Annotated in this window: 14 protein-coding genes; 6 read left to right on the top strand and 8 right to left on the bottom strand. The window is 71.6% G+C overall.

The features are described from left to right. Nucleotides 1–318: 318 nt before the first annotated feature. On the top strand, nucleotides 319–810 hold the full coding sequence (locus ACIBM5_RS01800) for a hypothetical protein (protein ID WP_391582086.1): 492 nt from the start codon (nucleotides 319–321) through the stop codon (nucleotides 808–810). A gap of 162 nt (nucleotides 811–972) precedes the next feature. After that, nucleotides 973–2,040 carry an aminotransferase class V-fold PLP-dependent enzyme gene (locus ACIBM5_RS01795; protein WP_396004878.1) on the top strand — a complete coding sequence of 356 codons (1,068 nt, stop codon included), beginning with the start codon at nucleotides 973–975 and terminating at the stop codon, nucleotides 2,038–2,040. 88 nt (nucleotides 2,041–2,128) lie between these two features. Here the strand turns inward: ACIBM5_RS01795 and ACIBM5_RS01790 are convergent, their stop codons facing one another. Beyond that, complete coding sequence (locus ACIBM5_RS01790) at nucleotides 2,129–3,010, bottom strand: TIGR03620 family F420-dependent LLM class oxidoreductase (RefSeq protein WP_396004877.1); 882 nt, start codon at nucleotides 3,008–3,010, stop codon at nucleotides 2,129–2,131. A 278-nt stretch (nucleotides 3,011–3,288) separates the two neighbouring features. On the opposite strand from ACIBM5_RS01790, the gene ACIBM5_RS01785 reads away from it, so the two are divergent. After that, on the top strand, nucleotides 3,289–4,188 hold the full coding sequence (locus tag ACIBM5_RS01785) for an AIM24 family protein (protein WP_396004876.1): 900 nt from the start codon (nucleotides 3,289–3,291) through the stop codon (nucleotides 4,186–4,188). A 52-nt stretch (nucleotides 4,189–4,240) separates the two neighbouring features. Here the strand turns inward: ACIBM5_RS01785 and ACIBM5_RS01780 are convergent, their stop codons facing one another. The 3 genes from ACIBM5_RS01780 to ACIBM5_RS01770 all read right to left on the bottom strand — a co-directional run bounded on the left by ACIBM5_RS01780 (nucleotide 4,241) and on the right by ACIBM5_RS01770 (nucleotide 6,005). Further along, on the bottom strand, nucleotides 4,241–5,098 hold the full coding sequence (locus ACIBM5_RS01780; RefSeq protein ID WP_396004875.1) for a thioesterase family protein: 858 nt from the start codon (nucleotides 5,096–5,098) through the stop codon (nucleotides 4,241–4,243). Nucleotides 5,099–5,210: 112 nt separating this feature from the next. Next, complete coding sequence (locus ACIBM5_RS01775) at nucleotides 5,211–5,639, bottom strand: proteasome activator (protein WP_396004874.1); 429 nt, start codon at nucleotides 5,637–5,639, stop codon at nucleotides 5,211–5,213. A 45-nt stretch (nucleotides 5,640–5,684) separates the two neighbouring features. Further along, entirely contained in the window at nucleotides 5,685–6,005 is a 321-nt protein-coding gene (locus ACIBM5_RS01770; RefSeq protein ID WP_396004873.1) for a hypothetical protein, read from the bottom strand. Between the two features lie 348 nt (nucleotides 6,006–6,353). Between ACIBM5_RS01770 and ACIBM5_RS01765 the strand changes: the two genes are divergently transcribed. After that, nucleotides 6,354–6,959, top strand: a complete 606-nt coding sequence (locus ACIBM5_RS01765) for a PadR family transcriptional regulator (protein WP_396004872.1) — start codon at nucleotides 6,354–6,356, stop codon at nucleotides 6,957–6,959. A gap of 182 nt (nucleotides 6,960–7,141) precedes the next feature. Here ACIBM5_RS01765 and ACIBM5_RS01760 read toward each other — a convergent pair whose 3' ends face one another. After that, nucleotides 7,142–8,125: a ketopantoate reductase family protein gene (locus ACIBM5_RS01760; protein ID WP_396004871.1), complete on the bottom strand. Its 984-nt coding sequence runs from the start codon at nucleotides 8,123–8,125 to the stop codon at nucleotides 7,142–7,144. A gap of 224 nt (nucleotides 8,126–8,349) precedes the next feature. Continuing rightward, nucleotides 8,350–8,871: a GNAT family N-acetyltransferase gene (locus ACIBM5_RS01755; protein WP_396004870.1), complete on the bottom strand. Its 522-nt coding sequence runs from the start codon at nucleotides 8,869–8,871 to the stop codon at nucleotides 8,350–8,352. A gap of 300 nt (nucleotides 8,872–9,171) precedes the next feature. On the opposite strand from ACIBM5_RS01755, the gene ACIBM5_RS01750 reads away from it, so the two are divergent. Continuing rightward, nucleotides 9,172–10,386, top strand: coding sequence for a pyridoxal phosphate-dependent aminotransferase (locus ACIBM5_RS01750; protein WP_396005108.1), 1,215 nt, complete (start codon nucleotides 9,172–9,174; stop codon nucleotides 10,384–10,386). A gap of 52 nt (nucleotides 10,387–10,438) precedes the next feature. On the opposite strand, the gene ACIBM5_RS01745 is transcribed toward ACIBM5_RS01750, so the two are convergent. Both ACIBM5_RS01745 and ACIBM5_RS01740 read right to left on the bottom strand, forming a co-directional pair. Further along, nucleotides 10,439–11,356, bottom strand: a complete 918-nt coding sequence (locus ACIBM5_RS01745; protein WP_391582076.1) for an LLM class F420-dependent oxidoreductase — start codon at nucleotides 11,354–11,356, stop codon at nucleotides 10,439–10,441. Nucleotides 11,357–11,409: 53 nt separating this feature from the next. Further along, nucleotides 11,410–12,342 carry a glutamate ABC transporter substrate-binding protein gene (locus tag ACIBM5_RS01740; protein WP_396004869.1) on the bottom strand — a complete coding sequence of 311 codons (933 nt, stop codon included), beginning with the start codon at nucleotides 12,340–12,342 and terminating at the stop codon, nucleotides 11,410–11,412. Nucleotides 12,343–12,551: 209 nt separating this feature from the next. On the opposite strand from ACIBM5_RS01740, the gene gdhA reads away from it, so the two are divergent. Continuing rightward, on the top strand, nucleotides 12,552–13,913 hold the full coding sequence (gene gdhA, locus ACIBM5_RS01735; RefSeq protein WP_396004868.1) for an NADP-specific glutamate dehydrogenase: 1,362 nt from the start codon (nucleotides 12,552–12,554) through the stop codon (nucleotides 13,911–13,913). The last annotated feature ends 156 nt before the right edge of the window (nucleotides 13,914–14,069 follow it).

The following is a 14,069-nucleotide window of genomic DNA, read 5'->3' as shown; positions in this document are numbered from 1 at the left end:
CTTAGTGTTTCGGGTGCGACGGGCGGGACAGTGGCGGACGGCGCCTGCTGCGCGCTCTTCAAGGCTGGTTCCTTACATGTACGGGCCACCGACAGGAACACACGGCGCCCCGCGACAGGTTTTTGGTTGGGTGTATCAACCGACTTTATGCGCCGCCGGGACAACTCGATCACCGCCCGACGAGCCCTCGGGGTAAATTCCGCGTAAGAATTTGGTGCGCAAGTTCCGGAAATCCCCCCAATATCGGGCAAAACTCGACGTCGGATTCTGTGCCAAGATCGATCTGACGCATCGTCACTTCCTGGGAAGGCAACCCCCGTGGCGGATCGAGAGCCCGAACTGCGCATCACCCACATCTCCGAAACCCCGTGGCACGAGGTCAAGGCCCAGTCACACGGTGGCCGACGCACCTCGGTCTGGGAGAAGTTCCTGGAGTGGTCCCCCGAGCGCATGGTCATCTACGCCCGCTACGACGCGGGAGTCGTGGTCGAACGCCACGGCCACATGTCCGAGCACTACGTCTTCGTGCTCGCCGGCGAGGTCCTGATCGGCGACCGCCCGTGCCCCACCGGCACCCACATCACCCTGGAACAGGGCGCCGCCTTCGGCCCGCTGATCGCCGGGCCCGAGGGCGCCACCCTGTACGAGATCATGTGCGGCGACCCCCGCGCGGTCCCCGCCGACCGGGAGGGCTTCGACCGCCTGTGCGCCGAACGCGACATCACCCCCCTGCCCAACCCCCCGGTCCCGTGGCCCAGTTGGCTCGCCACCCGCACCGACGGCGATCCGGGCGACGCGGACCGGCCCTGACGAACGGTTCAAGGGGCCGGCCACGGTCCCCGGAGTACGAGCCGGGGGCCGTGGCCGGCGGGACCACGCATGAGCGCAGCCTCCTCCTGTTCACCGGAAATCAGGCCACCTGCGACAAGGTGGACCTGTATCCGGAGGCCGCGAGCCGCCTAGCCTCGGGGCATGGACCTGAAACTGGACCCGAATCCGAATCCGGAGCCGAGCGAGGCGCCTTCGTACTGGAGTGCGGAGCCCGGCTGGCTCAACACCGCAAGCAGCGGTCTGCCGCCCGACGCCGCCCTCGCGGCGCTGACCCGGGCCCAGGAGACGTGGCATCGCGGACGTACCGACATGGACGGCTTCCACGCGGCCGGCGAACGGGCCCGCGCGACCTTCGGGCGGATCGTCGGCGCGCCGGCCGAGGCGATCATGGCGGGCAACACCACCTCCGGACTGCTCGCACCGTTCGCCGCCGGGCTGCCGGCAGGCGGGCGACTCGTGGTGCCGGCGGTCGAGTTCACCTCGAATCTGTTCCCGTGGCTGGTCCAGGAGGCCCGCGGCGTCGAGGTGGTCACGGTGCCGGCCGCCGAACTGGTCGAGGCGATCGACGAGCGCACCACGGCCGTCGCGTTCAGCCTGGTCCAGTCCGCGGACGGGTCGATCGCGGCCGAAGCGGACATCGTCGCGGCGGCCCGCGCGTACGGCGCGAGCGTGTACGTGGACGGCACCCAGGCGTGCGGATGGCTGCCGGTGGACGCGACCCGGTACGACCTGTTCGTGGTCAGCGCCTACAAGTGGCTGATGGCCCCGCGCGGCGCGGCCTACGGCTACGTCTCGCCGGAACTGGCCGCCCGCACCCTCCCGCACGCCGCCAACTGGTACGCCGGCGCGCCCGACGTCGACCCCTACTACGGCCCGCCGCTGCGCCTGACCGACACCGCGCGCCGGTTCGACACCTCGCCGTCGTGGTTCTGCCAGGTGGGCGCCGATCCCGCGCTCGCACTGGTCGAGCGGATCGGCGTCGAGCACATCCACGCCCACGACGTCGCCCTGGCCAACCGCTTCCTGACCGCCCTGGGCCTGCCTCCCGGCGACAGCGCGATCGTCGCGATCGACCTCCCCGACGCCCGGGCCCGTCTGGAGGCCGCCGACATCCGCGTCTCGGCCCGCGCGGGCCGCACCCGGCTCGCCTTCCACCTGTACAACACCGAAGCCGAAGTCGACGCCGCCGTGGCCGCACTCACGTCCTGACCGGCACGGCCCCGGCCGCGCGCCGGCCCTACGCGGCCGGGGCGCCGGACGGGCCCACGCCACCTTCCGGCGCCCGGCCGCACATGCCTCAGAGGAGCACCGAAGCCAACGACCGCCAATCCGCCGTCGGCGCCTCGGTCATCGTCTCGCCGAGCACCTGGACGCAGACGTGGTCGGCACCGGCGGCGAAGTGCGCGTCCACGCCCGAGCGGATCGCCGATTCGTCGCCCGAGACCACCAGCCGGTCCACCAGGCGTTCGCTGCCGCCGTCCGCGAAGTCGTCCTCGGTCAGACCCAGACGCAGCAGATTGCGGCGATAGTTGGGCAGTCCGAGGTAGATCCGCAGGTGCTCGCGGGCACGCCGCAACACCGTCTCCCGGTCCGTCGCGACGACCACGGCCTGCTCCACCGCGAGCAGCCGATCCGGGCCCAGCGCCGCCCGCGCCTCGGCGGTGTGCTCGGGGGTGACCAGATAGGTGTGCGCGCCGTCGGCCCGCTCCCGGGCGAGATCCAGCATCCGCGGGCCGAGCGCCGCGAGCACGCGCGGCGGCCGCGGATCGTCGCCGCCGGCCGCGAAGTACAGCGCGGAGTCCATCGCGTCCAGGTACTCCCGCATCAGCGCGAGCGGCTTCTCGTACCGGCGCCCGCCCGGCCGCAGCCCCTCGACCAACCCGCCGTGGCTGATTCCCAGTCCGGTCAGGAAGCGTCCCGGGTATGCCTCGTGCACCGTGCGCGACGCCGCGTTGGCGGCCATCGCGTCCCGAGCCCACACATTGGCGATCCCCGTCGCCGCGGCGATGCGCGGGGCGGCGCCCAGTACCAGGAGCGCCTGGGTGAACGCCTCGCGGCCCACCGTCTCGCCCCACCACAGTGCGCCGTAGCCGAGTTCGTCCAGCTCGGCCACGGTCTCGCGCAGTCGCGGCACGGGCAGGAAGTCGAGCGCGGCGGTCCACAGCCCGATCCGGCCCACGTCCGGAAGAAGTCCCTTCCCGGGCGGCCGAGGCCCGGTCGATGTCGGTGCCGGTTCCGCCGCCGGTGTGGGTGTCGGTCCCGATGCCGGTGTCGGTGTGGTCATGGCGCGCTCCCGAGTCGTCCTGTAACGCCGTAACAGAGAGATTCTCCCGCACCATACCCGTCGACATGGGCCACCCTTGGTTCCGAGGGAACCATCGACGCGGAATCATGGTCTGGTCACACGAACCATGTGCCAACCGCACCCATGCCGTTGCCGGATCCGTCGGAGACCTCGTGCAGAGTCCGCTGTTCAACCACACGGTGAGCCAGTCCGCAGAGCGCTACAGCCTGCAGAACGCGCACATGCTCCGGGTACTGCTGGCCCCGGAGGTGGGCACCGAGGTACTCGCCCGCAAGGGCGCGATGGTGGCGTACCAGGGAAACGTGCAGTTCGAGGGGGCGTTCCAGAGCGCCGCGGAGATCCGCACCGGCGCGCTGACCGGCGACATGCTGGACCTGATGCGCTGCCACGGACACGGCACGGTCTACCTGGCCAACCAGGCGCAGAGCATCCACATCCTGAATCTGCACAACGAGTCGCTGATCGTCGAGGACGAGAACGTCCTGGCCCTGGACAACACGCTGAACTGGAGCGTCGTCCAGATCGACGCGGGCTATAACGTGGGCGGCATGGGCGCCTATTCGATGCAGATCGGCGGCACCGGAAAGATCGTGATCACCACGTCCGGCGCACCGCTGGTACTGCGCGCCGCCAACGATCGCGAGGTGTTCGCGGACGCCGACGCGGTGATCGCCTGGACCGCCGGCCTGCAGACCAGCCTCCAGGCGCAGACCACGTCGTCGCGGATCTGGCGGCGTCGCCGCCAGACCGGCGAGGGTTGGACGATGGCCTTCATCGGCGAGGGCTACGTGGTGGTCCAACCCAGCGAGATCCTGCCCCCGAACGTGACCGCGATGGACGGAAACCGCTTCGTCGGCATGGGTCGGGACGGGTTCCAGAACAATACGTGGGGCGGCCCCGGCGGCCCGCACGGCGCCCCGCCCCCGCCGCCGCCCGGTCCCGGCCCGTACGGCGGTCCCGGGCCCTACCCCCCGGGTCAACCGGGTCCGTACGGCCCGCCCGGCCCGCAGGGTCCCTACGGTCCGCCCGGGCCGTACGGACCCCCGCGCTGAGCCCGCCCCGAGCCCGCGGTCGGCCACCTCACCCACGGGCGGCCGACCCGGCCTACACCTCCCGCGGTCGAGGCGCCCGCGCCAACTGCCGGGACTGCGCGACCAGGCGGTCCGCCGAGTCCCACACCTCGCCGTCCTCCTCCAGGTAGCCGCCGGCCAGATTGCGCGTGGTCAGCGACACCCGCAGCCACCCGGGCACCGGCCGGGCCCGCACGTGCACGGTCAGCTCCACGGTCGGCACCCAGCCACGCAGGCCCAGGTCGAACGCGGTCGGCGGAAGCGCGTCGACGGCGAGCAGCAGCGCGATCGGATCGGGCTCGCGGCCGTCCGCAAGCCGCCACCAGGCGCGCATCTCGCCGCGTCCGGACGGCTTCCCGGCAAGCCAGCCGGCCGTCGCCGGGTCGAGCAGTTGCTCGGTGCGGTCCATGAACGTGGTGCGCCGAAACGGCGCCACGTCGGCAAAACTCGCGGCGCACTCCTCGGGCGAGGGCAGTCGCGGCGGCCGGGCGTCGGTCCGCACCTGCGGGTCCAACCCGGCCAGGTCGCCGTAGGAGGCGGTCACGTGCACCCGGGTCTCGTCGTCCTGCACGATCCGGGCGGTGCCGGTGCTGAGCGTGCGCCCCGCGCGCAGTATCTCCGTACGCACCTCGGCGGGTCCCGGGTGCGACGTGGTCAGGTAGTGCGCGGTGATCGTGAACGGGTCCGGGTGCGGTAGGGCGGCACCGAGCGCGCGGCCGGCGAGGGCGAGCAGGTACCCGCCGTTGAGGCCCATGCCGAACGCCCAGTCCGGGGAGAGTGTGGTGTCGTAGGTGCCCGGTGCGTCCGGACGCGGGACGCACGTGGTGTCCCGATCCAGTTCGTGGCGCGGCACGGCGGCCGGCCCGGTCTCGGCGGATGCCTGGTCGGTCATGGTGACGACTCCACGGATGCTCGACTGACGAACAATCAGCTTGGCACAGTCATGGATCCGGGCCGCCGCCGCATCCTCGCGACCGGCGGCCCGACGTCGGCCCGGCCCGCACTCACAGATACGAGCCGTCGTCCTCCCCGCCCGGGAGCCCGGGCGGCCCCACCTCGGCGTTGTTCCGCAACATCAGGGTCAATCGGATGCCGCCCCACAACCCTTCCAACCAGCCGATCAACTGGGCGTGCACTATCCGCAGTTCCGCCACGCTCGGTGCACCGCCGTCGGCGAAGGGGCGGGTGAGCCGCTCCAGCTCCTCGTACAGGTCGGGCGCGAGCGAGCGCCGCAGTTCGGGCAGCGAACGCTCGTAGACGGCGCGCACTCGGTCGCGGCCGGACTCGTCCAACGGCGCGTCGCGCAGCTCCTCCAGCAGGTGGCGAATCATCTCGGCGACCCTCATCACGCGGTCGGGTGCCGGGACCAATTCGCCCAGCGGACGCTGGTCGTCCCCGTCGTGGGTGGTGGTGACAACAATCGGATCAGCCATGCGCCGCGCCTACCCTGCGCCCGGGCCGGAAAACCGTGGGCGGGTTCAGCCCCGGACCCGCGAGGCGGGCGGAGCGGGCGGTCCGGGCGGTCCGGGATCGCATCCGCGCACCGGCCGAGCGTGCGGCTCGTCGGGCAGCGGATGGGCGCGCGCCTCGTCGTCCTCGATCGACGGTCCGGCCGCCGGGCGATCGCCCCCGGGCGCCGGCGCGACCGCCGTCTCCCCCGCGGGCACCGGCGCCCCGGCCGCCTGCATGTCGGCGCCGCGCTCCGCCCGGGCCCGTGCCTTGGCACCCCGAAGCACCACGATCACGCACGCGAGGAATGCCAGGTATGCGACCACCCCCACCGACAACCAGGTCCACACAGCCCTCTCCCCACGCCGTTCGATCACCAAGAGCCATCACCCGAAATCTACCCGTGAGCGGCCCTCGCCCAACGCGTCTCGTGCGTCCGCCTCGTGCGGGTTCCGTGGAGATCCTGCGCAGGGAGGCCGCCCGAAGGGGCCGACCGGTCGATCGAGGGCCGACGCATCGCACACCCCCGGCCGAAGGCACGCCATGACACATGCTTGCGAAAGAAGCACTCCCGATATATCGTTGAGCCATCGCGAACGATCGCGATACGCACACCGGTCGGACCGGAAGATCACCCGGGAGGCCGAACGCGCGAGATCGGCGGCTCGACGAGTCGCCACTTCACAAGGAGAAAACTCATGCACCGCAGCAAAGGACGCCCCCTGTGGGGCGCAGAGGGACAGAACCGCCCGGCCTTCGGACCGTGGGGCCCGCCCGGCCCCGGCCCGTGGGGACGCGGGCACGGCCACGGTGGCCGTGGCGGACCGGAGGGGCGCGGCCGAGGCCGTGGGCGCGGTCGCGCCCGCCGCGGCGACGTGCGCGCCTCGATCCTGGCCCTGCTCACCGAACGGCCGATGCACGGCTACGAGATGATCCAGGAGATCGGCGAACGCACCGGCGGCGTGTGGAAGCCCAGCCCCGGTTCGGTCTACCCGACCCTCCAGCTCCTGGAGGACGAGGGTGTGATCGAGGGCGTCGAGGGCAGCGGCCGCAAGCTGTTCACCCTCACCGACGCCGGCCGCGAGGAGGCCGCCGCGCTCCCCGAGGGCACCAAGCCCTGGGACGAGGCCAGTCGGGGCGTCGACTTCGAGGCGGTCCACGACCTGCGCTCGGCGATGCACGGCATCGGCGACGCACTGCGCCAGTTGATGATGAACGGCACCGAGGCGCAGCGGGCCAAGGCCCTGGAGGTCGTCACCGACACGCGCAAGCGGCTCTACCTGATCCTGGCGGAAGCCGACTGATGTGGGTCGCCCGGATCACCGATCACCGGCTGCGGCTCGGCCGGCCCGTGCCGCCGCCGCACCAGCCGGTTCCGCGCAGGGCGTCCCGGTAGTCGAACCCGACTGCCGGGGCGCCCTCTGCTCCGCCGTTCGAACCCGACCGTCGGATCTTTCCCGACCCCCGGATCGAGTCCCGATCGTCCTCAGCGGGTCGAATCCCGGCCGTCCACGACGGCACGGAGCAGGTCGAGTTCGGACACCGAGCCGGGTTCGCCGCCGGTCGCGACCAATCGGTTCGCCGCGCGCTGCAACTCGGCGTTGACCGGGGTCGGCACGCCGTGCAGCCGGCCGAGCCGGACGATCTCGCCGTTGAGGTAGTCGGTCTCGATGCCGCCGGTACGGCGGTACAGACTCTGCCAGGACGAGCCGCCGGGGCGCCGCTCGCCGCCCACCGGGCGCACCTGCACGAGCGGGCTCACCGGCGCGAACTCGGCGTGGATGCCGGCCGAGAAGAGCACCGTGCGGGCCTCGTCCATGGCCAATCGGTCCAGATTCCCGCCGCGCGCGCTCGGGCCGCACAGGGCCTCGACCGCGTTGCCCAGGTTGGTCACCAGCTTGCCGTACTTGTACGCGGTGATGTCCTCGAACACGTCGGAGCCGTAGCCGGCGCCCGACAGGACACGTGACACCTGGGCCGCGAACGCGTCCCGACCGCGCGGGTGGCGGCCGATGTCGAGCACTCCGGTCACCGGCGACGAGTAGGCGTGCACGATGCCCGGTTCGAGGAAGGCGGTCGGACACGCGACCAGGACGCCGTACACGTTCGCGAACAGGCGCAGCGCGGTGTCCTCGTTGGTCACGCCGTTCTGCGCACACAGGATCGGCACCCACGAAGGGGCGTGGCGGGCCAGCTCGCGCAGGGCGCCGGCGGTGTCCTGGGACTTCACGCACAGCACCACCGCATCGACGTCGGCCCAGTCCACGAGCGGGTCCAGCGTCGCGATGTCGGTCACCGCGTCGAGCCGCACGACGTCCTCGCCGTCGGGGAACCGGACCCGCAGCCCGTGCGCACGGATGGCGTCGACATGGGCGCGCCGACCCACCAGATGTACCCCGTGCCCCGACTGCGCGAGGCGAGCACCGAGGACGCTGCCGATTGCCCCGGCCCCCAGGACTACAAATCGCATGGCCGATCCCTCCCCGACGCGAGAGGCCATCCAAACACGTCCCGGCACCGCCGTGGGGCCCACGCGGCCGGCGGTTTCCGGCCGGCACCCGGCACGCGTGCGCGCGTGCCGGTGGGCCCGCGCGCCGCGTGGGTGCGCACGTGTGCCGAACGGCGCCGCGCGGGCCCGGGCCTCGTCGGGTCAGCGGCTCGTCGGGCCGACGCCTGTCCGGGGCGGCGCCTCGCTCAGGTCGACGCCCAGGCCGGTACGTACCCGCCGCCCCGGTGGCCCGGACCGGACCCGCCGGACGGCGCCGGTGCGCGTCGCGCCGCGGGGACGTGCCGGATCGAGGTGTGCGGCTCGCCGTCCACCACAGTGCGCCCGCCGCGCGGTTCGAAGCCGCGACGGGTGAACCAGTCGGCGCTGCGCGCGTACACGTCGGAGATCACCGGACGCGGGCCCGCCAGGACCAGGGCGTGCCGGACCAGGACGGTGGCGTGCCCCTGCCGCCGGTGCGACAACAACGTGCACACGCGGCCCATCCGCAACAGGCCGTCCCCCTCCTCGGTCAGTCGCAGAGTGGACACCGCCACGCCGTCCTGTTCCGCCCACAGGTGCGCGGTTCCGGGCTCGATGTCACGGCCGTCGGGATCGAGCCAGGGCTGTCGACGTGCGACCACGAATACCCGGCTGCGCAGCGTCAACAGCCGATACAGACTCGCGGCGTCGATTTCGCCCGCAGTTCCGTAGAAGTACGACACGTCCATATGCCGCAGGGTGGCACCGCGAACGCGCCCTCGGGTGATTTGGATCTGCCACGCGGGCAACGCGCGGATGAACTCTTGTCGTCCAACCGGCGGCGTCACGAACGGGTGCCGAGCCGGTCCCGGGCGGGTACCGGGTGATCCACGTGGCAAATATCCCACTGCGTGCCGGACCCCGGGCGTGGAAGACTCGCAGCGTCGCCCGCGCACACCGTGCACCCGAGGATCGCGCGGGCGATTGCCCTGCGAGGAGGAGATATCCAGGTGAGCGTCGAAGAGTTGTCGCAGTCACAACATCGTCCGTTGCCCGAGGTGCGCCAGTCGGGGAAACTCGCGGACGTCTGTTACGACATCCGCGGCCCGGTCCTCGACGAGGCGAAACGCCTGGAGGACGAGGGTCACCGGATCCTCAAGCTGAACATCGGCAACCCGGCGCCGTTCGGCTTCGAGGCACCCGACGAGATCCTGCACGACATGATCCGCAACCTGCCGGCCGCGCAGGGCTACTCGGACTCCAAGGGCGTGCTGTCCGCCCGCAGGGCGGTAGTGCAGCACTATCAGACGCGCGGCATCGAGGGCGTCGACGTCGACGACGTCTACCTGGGCAACGGCGTGTCCGAGCTGATCGTGATGGCTCTGCAGGCGCTGTTGAACAACGGCGACGAGGTGCTCGTGCCGATGCCGGACTACCCGCTGTGGACCGCCGCGGTGAGCCTGTCCGGCGGTACCCCGGTGCACTACCTGTGCGACGAGGGCGCGGAGTGGTATCCCGACCTCGACGACATCGCGGCCAAGATCACCGACCGCACCCGCGCGATCGTGGTGATCAATCCGAACAACCCGACCGGCTCGGTCTACCCGCAGCCGATCCTGGAAGGCATCGTCGAGCTCGCTCGCCGGCACGGGCTCCTCCTCCTCGCCGACGAGATCTACGACAAGATCCTCTACGACGACGCCGTGCACGTCCCGCTCGCCTCGCTCGCGCCGGACCTGCTGTGCCTGACCTTCAACGGGCTGTCCAAGGCATACCGGGTGGCCGGGTTCCGCTCCGGCTGGCTGCTGCTGTCGGGCCCCAAGCGGCACGCGGCCAACTACATCGAGGGCCTGAACATCCTGGCCAACATGCGCCTGTGTGCGAACGTGCCCTCGCAGCACGCGATCGCCACCGCGCTGGGCGGCTACCAGAGCATCAACGACCTGATCCTGCCCGGCGGCCGGCTGCACGCCCAGCGCGACGCCGCGTATCAGGCGCTGACCTCGATCCCGGGGGTGACCTGCGTCAAGCCCAAGGGTGCGCTGTACGCGTTCCCGCGGATCGACCCGGACGTGTGCAAGATCGTCGACGACGAGAAGTTCGTCTTCGACCTGCTCCAGAGCCAGCGGATCCTGGTCGTGCAGGGCACCGGATTCAACTGGCACCAGCCGGACCACTTCCGCGTCGTGACCCTCCCCCAGGTCGACGACCTGACCGACGCGATCACCCGGATCGGCGACTTCATCGGCTCCTACGGCCAGTGAGCCGGTAGCACCGCGCGGGCCCGGCGTCGGATCGGCGCCGGGCCCCGCCCGCTCAGCCCAGGAGCGGACGCACGACCAGCTTCTTCACCCGAGGCACGACCAGCTCGCCGAACGCGGCGGTCTGCTCCAGGTACTGCGCCCGCGACGTGGCCGGCAGCGTCAGCGTCACCCCGGTCACCCCGGCCTCGGCCTGCTCGGTCAGGTCCGCGACGATCGCCTCGTGGTCGATGCCGTCGCCGTCGAACATGCTCATCCCGCGCGGCATGAAGGTGACGTCGATCGGATCGGTACGGCCCACCGAGGCCGCGTACTCGCGGGCGTAGTCCAGCCGCGCCGCCAGGTCGGCGAGCGTCTCCAGGCCCGGGGTCTTGAGGTACTTGGACGCGCCCGCCGGGGCCGGCATCGGCAGCCAGCCGTCGCACAGGTCCACCACTCGCCGGATCGCCCGCTTGCTGTTGCCGCCCACCCAGATCGGGATCCGCGGCTGGGCCGGCCGCGGGCGCATGGTGTTGCCGCCCACGCTCTCCCCGGTCCACGCCGCGCGCATCGCCCGCAGCGCGTCGTCCAGCACGTCGTTGCGGTTCGCGTAGTCGGCGCCCAGCGCGGCGAACTCGGGCTCCAGGTAGCCCGCGCCCACGCCCAGGATCACCCGACCGCCGGACAACGCGTCCAGCGAGGAGATCATCTTCGCGGACAGATACGGATTGCGGTACGCCGGTACGAACAGGTTGGTGTGCAGCCGCAGCCCGGTGGTGGCCGCCGCCGCGAAGGACAGCGTGACCATCGGATCGAGCGTGTGGTGGCCGCCGTGGGCGAGCCACTGGTCGCCGGGGAACGGATGGTCGGTGGTGAAGACCGCGTCGAACCCGGCGGACTCGGCCGCGCGGGACATCTCCATCACGGCCTCGGCGCTGATCAGATCGGCGCCGGCCTCGACCAGGTGCGTGGGCAGTCCGAGCGAAAGGAACATGGCGGCAACGTAGCAGCGACCTGACGCATCGTCAGTAACCGCTGCCACAACGGTCATCCGCCGTAGGTGGTGGTCGGCGGCTTGGCCGGCCCGAGCGACACGCGCAGCCACTTGTCGTAGAGCTCCTGCCACCGGTTGTTGCTCTTCAACTGCTCCAGCACGCCGTTGAGGAAGCGCACGAAGTCGGTCTGCCCCTTGGGCACCGCGATGCCCTTGACCTCCTCCACGGCGGTCGGCCCGACCACCTCCAGCCGCGGGTCCTGCTCGCGCAGGCTCTCCAGGAGCGACGCGTTGGTGTACACCGCGGCCACCCGGCCCTCCTGGAGCGCGACCAGGCAGTCGGTGCGGTCCGCGACCGCGTACACCCGGGCCTTGGACTCGGCCACCCGGCGCTCGGGCGTGGTGTTCGAGGACACGCACACGTACTGTCCGGCCAGATCGGCCAGGCTCGCCACCTTCGTCTTCTTGGGCACCAGGAAGCGCAGCGCGTCCTCCAGGTACACGCCGGAGAACTCCACCTGCTGCATGCGCTCGCAGGTTATGGTCATCGCGTCCACGACCATGTCCACCTCGCCGTTGACCAGGACGTCGATCCGGCGACCGGGCGGGATGGTCTTGAACTGGATCCGGTCGGGGTCGCCGAAGATCGCCCGAGCCACCTCCCGGGACAGGTCGATGTCGAAGCCTTCGAGTTCCTCTCTTTCCAAACTGCGCGCGGCAAACATCCGGGTGTTCTGGTCGACGCCGACCACCAGTCGGCCCCGGTCCTGGATCGCCCGCATCGTCGAACCGGCCGGCATCGCGCCCGCCCGGGCCGGGGTGGTCGGGGTCAGGCTCCGGCTCGGGTCGCACGCCGGCGCCGGCGCCGGGGGCGCGAGCACCGGATCGGGCTTGCCGACCTCGACCGGGGTGAACCGGGCCGACGGCTCGGAGCGCGCGTCGGCGCCGCCCGACCCGCCCGTCCCGCACGCCGTCGTCAGGAGCACGAGTGTCAGGGCCGCCACTCGACGTGACGCTGCATCAAATCTTATGGGCCACACGGGATGCAGCATCGCAGGTGAGCGTTCGACAGGAACGAGGGCGTTCCCTCATCCCGACGCGCCGACCCGCCGACATCGTCCGGGGCCGCGGGCCGGATAGCGTGACCGCAGTGCGATCGCCCGCGACGCGCCCGTCGACGGAAGGACAACCACCCATGAGTCCCCAGACATTCGCCGAGCTCACCGGCCCTGCGGCAACGACGTTCGACGAGGTGCTGCGCCGCAACCCCGGCGAGCCCGAGTTCCACCAGGCGGTGCACGAGGTGTTGGAAAGCCTCGCCGCCGCGCTGATCAGGCGACCCGAACTCGCCGACGCGGCACTGCTGGAGCGGCTCGTGGAACCCGAACGCCAGGTGCTGTTCCGGGTGCCGTGGACCGACGACTCCGGTCGGGTCCGGGTCAACCGCGGCTTCCGGGTCGAGTTCAACGGCGCGCTCGGTCCGTACAAGGGCGGACTGCGCTTCCATCCCTCGGTCAACCTGAGCGTGGTCAAGTTCCTCGGCTTCGAACAAATCTTCAAGAACGCCCTGACCGGGCTGGGCATCGGCGGCGGGAAGGGCGGCTCGGACTTCGACCCGAAGGGCCGCTCGGACGCCGAGGTGATGCGCTTTTGTCAGTCGTTCATGACCGAGCTGTACCGGCACCTGGGCGAGCACACCGACGTGCCGGCGGGCGACATCGGCGTCGGCGGGCGGGAGATCGGCTACCTGTTCGGCCAGTACCGCCGGATCACCAACCGGTACGAGTCCGGCGTGCTCACCGGCAAGGGGCTGGGCTGGGGCGGTTCGCAGGTGCGCACCGAGGCCACCGGCTACGGCTGTGTGTACTTCCTGGCCGAGATGTTGCGGGTGCGCGGTGACGACCTGATGGATCGCCGGGCGGTGGTCTCCGGTTCGGGCAACGTGTCGATCTTCGCCATCGAGAAGGCCCGCGAACTCGGCGCCAAGGTCGTGGCGGCCTCCGACTCGGCCGGCTACATCGTCGACGACAAGGGCATCGACCTGGATCTGCTCAAGGAGATCAAGCTGGAGCGGCGCGGCCGGATCGCGGAGTACGCGGACCGGGTGCCGCACGCGCGTTTCGTGTCGGGCGGCTCGGTCTGGGAGGTCCCGTGCGATGTCGCGCTGCCCTGCGCGACGCAGAACGAGCTGTCCGGTGCCGCTGCCGCGCACCTGGTCAAGCACGGTCTGATGGCGGTCGCGGAGGGCGCCAACATGCCGTGCACCCCGGACGCGGTGCACGTCTTCCGCGCGGCGGGCGTGTCGTTCGCACCGGGCAAGGCGGCGAACGCGGGTGGCGTGGCCACCTCGGCCCTGGAGATGGCGCAGAACGCGGCCCGCACGTCGTGGAGCTTCGCCGACACCGACGCCCGACTCGGTGCGATCATGCGCGACATCCACGCCACGTGCCTGGAGACGGCCGCCGAGCACGGCCACGAGGGCGACTACGTGTTGGGCGCCAACGTCGCCGGCTTCCTGCGCGTCGCCGAGGCGATGACCGCCTTCGGCGTGGTGTGACCGGGTAGTCCCGTCCCGGTGCCGCGCGCGGCACCGGCGGTACGGCCGTGGGCCCCCCCCGGCCCGGGGGGGGCCGGGGGGGCGGCGCCCCCCACCCCCCCCCGCCTCTTGCGTGGGTGGGGGTGTGGGCGGGTCGAGTTTTCGGCGGGCCGCACG

Origin of the sequence: Embleya sp. NPDC050493 (assembly GCF_044458105.1) — a bacterium.
Lineage (GTDB): Bacteria > Actinomycetota > Actinomycetes > Streptomycetales > Streptomycetaceae > Embleya.
The sequence above is the reverse complement of the archived record's forward strand: the minus strand, read 5'-3'. Positions and strand labels throughout refer to the sequence as shown.

What these genes read in the sequence shown, in the direction of transcription:
- ACIBM5_RS01755 (WP_396004870.1), bottom strand. Translation starts at nt 8,871, where the DNA reads ATGGACGTGTCGTACTTCTACGGAACTGCGGGCGAAATCGACGCCGCG.
- ACIBM5_RS01745 (WP_391582076.1), bottom strand. Translation starts at nt 11,356, where the DNA reads ATGTTCCTTTCGCTCGGACTGCCCACGCACCTGGTCGAGGCCGGCGCC.
- ACIBM5_RS01760 (WP_396004871.1), bottom strand. Translation starts at nt 8,125, where the DNA reads ATGCGATTTGTAGTCCTGGGGGCCGGGGCAATCGGCAGCGTCCTCGGT.
- ACIBM5_RS01775 (WP_396004874.1), bottom strand. Translation starts at nt 5,639, where the DNA reads ATGGCTGATCCGATTGTTGTCACCACCACCCACGACGGGGACGACCAG.
- ACIBM5_RS01795 (WP_396004878.1), top strand. Translation starts at nt 973, where the DNA reads ATGGACCTGAAACTGGACCCGAATCCGAATCCGGAGCCGAGCGAGGCG.
- ACIBM5_RS01780 (WP_396004875.1), bottom strand. Translation starts at nt 5,098, where the DNA reads ATGACCGACCAGGCATCCGCCGAGACCGGGCCGGCCGCCGTGCCGCGC.
- gdhA (WP_396004868.1), top strand. Translation starts at nt 12,552, where the DNA reads ATGAGTCCCCAGACATTCGCCGAGCTCACCGGCCCTGCGGCAACGACG.
- ACIBM5_RS01765 (WP_396004872.1), top strand. Translation starts at nt 6,354, where the DNA reads ATGCACCGCAGCAAAGGACGCCCCCTGTGGGGCGCAGAGGGACAGAAC.